This window comes from Paenisporosarcina sp. P4_E4_2, from assembly GCF_056401595.1.
The window spans coordinates 1-2467 of the sequence record NZ_JBFUJC010000411.1 but is presented as its reverse complement, the minus strand read 5'-3'; the positions used below and the strand labels follow the sequence as shown (position 1 = coordinate 2467).

Here is a 2467-nt window from a genome sequence, read left to right as displayed (position 1 = left end):
GACCTACCCAGCCATCGCCATCAATAACGCCACGTACAAATGATGGCAAAAACTTCTCTGAAACCTTTGGGAAAGGCACATTTAATGATTTCTTTGCCGTAATTCCGAGTGATTCAAGATCTTGTTTTATTTCTTTCGAATTAATGATTAATGTTGCTGCTGTTTTAGTTTTCCCAAATGGCGTTAGTACATAATCTGCTTCCATATAGTTGGCGATCAGTCGCAGGATACGTTCATCTTTTTGAGTAAAAAAAATACTATGAAATGAATTATGAATGTGTCCATCAGTAACCAATAAACCAAGTACCCATGCCATTTCATGCGTCCAATCCTTAAAGAAATTCTTGTTCACTTGATGTTTTCTTGGTTGACCTGAATACTGTTCTCTATTCATGGGTATTCCATGCTTGTATAGAACATTACGAATTGCACGATCAGAAAGTCCGACAATTGAGTTCATTTCTTTGAAAGACATGTTACTTTGTACAGTTATATTATGGTTTCATCAGTTATTCCAGGATTTCGAGGCATTGCTATTGCTCCCTTCTTCTGAAAAACTATAGATAAATGACGCTAAACCCATTATACAAACAAATGTTCTGGATCGTCCATTTTGGCATTTTAAATTGGAATTTCATTTTACACAAGGCTATGTTTGACTATTTTTTTATAGAAAGATGGGATATTTATCCTTTTYGATGAGCCACTAATGTGAGAATATCAATTACATTAGCTGCTCAGTATTTGATACACAGCTAAGAAATTGGTATACTGATTGTAAGATATGAGTAAAATAAAAAAGATCGCTGGTGCGCTAACACCAACGATCGACGTAATAGCAGGTTCCCTACAAGGGGATTGGCTACAAAATGGTAGGAATAACCCATCTGAGCGGCTAACTCAAGGATGGGTTATTTTTTATGGTTAAAAGACAGAATTGACACAATCAATGCTGCGAACGATAATGCAAACATTAATGCTTCGAATACTGACATGGCACCACCCCCTTTCGAACGGGAATGAGCCAACCACCCTTGAGTACCTATTCTATTACCTTGCCATTATAACATACGTATGTTCGTAGTTAGAGGAGCCAATGGAACCTTTTTTAATACGTGATTTCCCCAAATTTATTACTTACTATTTCTTCTTCCCTATATAAAGCAAATGCGAAGAAACGCCTAACATATGTGGATTACTCGCTGTTTCTTTCAGAAGCTCCAGCAACTGATTGAACTCTTCATCACCACGATTTCTCCAATAATCCCATTGTTCGCTCGTCAAAAGCGTTCCAATATTGGTCGATCCAATCAAATCCAATGTCTCAAACCCTTGGGTCTCCATAAATGGTTTAATATCCTCTACATTAAAGTAATATGCTCCCGTAAACCGGCCATCATCGCTATGATTAAACTCACCGGTCTTCATGAATTCCACTATCGCATCCATCTTATCGTTTGGACTCCAGTTCCAAGGATTCATTAAAGAGCTCAGAACATGCTTGCTTCTTGGCATAAAGGCAACAAACACAATACCTTCCTGTTTTGTCACGCGGTACAGTTCCTGAATCGCTTTTTGTCGGTCATCTTCTWTTTGCAAATGGTACATCGGTCCAAGCGCAAGTGCAGCATCAAACTTCTCATCAGCCAAAACGGACAGATCTCTGGCGTCGGCCACGTGAAAACCATTAAAGTGTGCATCTAGATCCATTTCTTTTGCTTTATCTTGAGCAACTTCAACCAATCTAGGGACTAAATCCGTCAATGTCACTTCATATCCTTGGTGTGCCAGCCTCATTGCATATTTTCCAGGTCCCGCTCCGTTATCCAGCACACTGCCTGTTGCCGGCATATATTTCTGAATGAAATGCCAATTAATCTGAAACTCTAATGGCTCTCGGTCAAGTCTTCCCCATTCATCAAACTTGGAATAGTACTCAATAATTTTACTCATTTTCAAATCCCCTTTTTTGATCTCTTATATGTTTCTCCAACAATACCCTATTAAATTTAACTGTTTGCCGCCAATTGTAATGTCTTTTTGGTTTTCAATGACTTTAGCACCCATTGTTTCGTAGAAATATTTTGAAGGATTATCTTCCAATACCCATACGAGCGCGGATGTCATATTATTTTCCTTAAGCTTCAAAAAGACTTGTTGCAGCAATTGCCTTCCCATTCCTAAGCCTTGAAATTCTTCCAAGATATAAAGCGTCGTAATATCAGCCATATAACCTGGATATTTTCCTGACTTTTCTTTTCCACCATCAGTAAAACCAACGATTTTCCCTTCCTGTTCAGCTACGAACACATAATTAGTTTCGTTTGAAATATTTTGAATCCACAGCTGGGTACGATTTTCATAGGAGAGTTTATTCAAAAACTCTTCCGGGACGATGTCTTTATAAGTAGTTCTCCAGCAATCCACATGCACACGTGCGATACCTTCTGCATCCGTAACGTTAGCT

At 38.5% G+C, this 2467-nt stretch carries 2 protein-coding genes and 1 pseudogene; all 3 read right to left on the bottom strand.

Features of this window, described 5'->3' with window-relative positions:
• Positions 1-394: pseudogene (locus AC1DSB_RS17950) on the bottom strand (hypothetical protein); the annotation flags it as partial.
• Positions 395-1140: 746 nt separating this feature from the next.
• Positions 1141-1953 (bottom strand): class I SAM-dependent methyltransferase, encoded by an 813-nt coding sequence (locus tag AC1DSB_RS17945; RefSeq protein ID WP_477587274.1) that lies wholly within the window; start codon positions 1951-1953, stop codon positions 1141-1143.
• A gap of 24 nt (positions 1954-1977) precedes the next feature.
• Positions 1978-2467 (bottom strand): N-acetyltransferase family protein (locus AC1DSB_RS17940; RefSeq protein ID WP_477587273.1); only part of this gene is annotated, 490 nt, incomplete at its 5' end.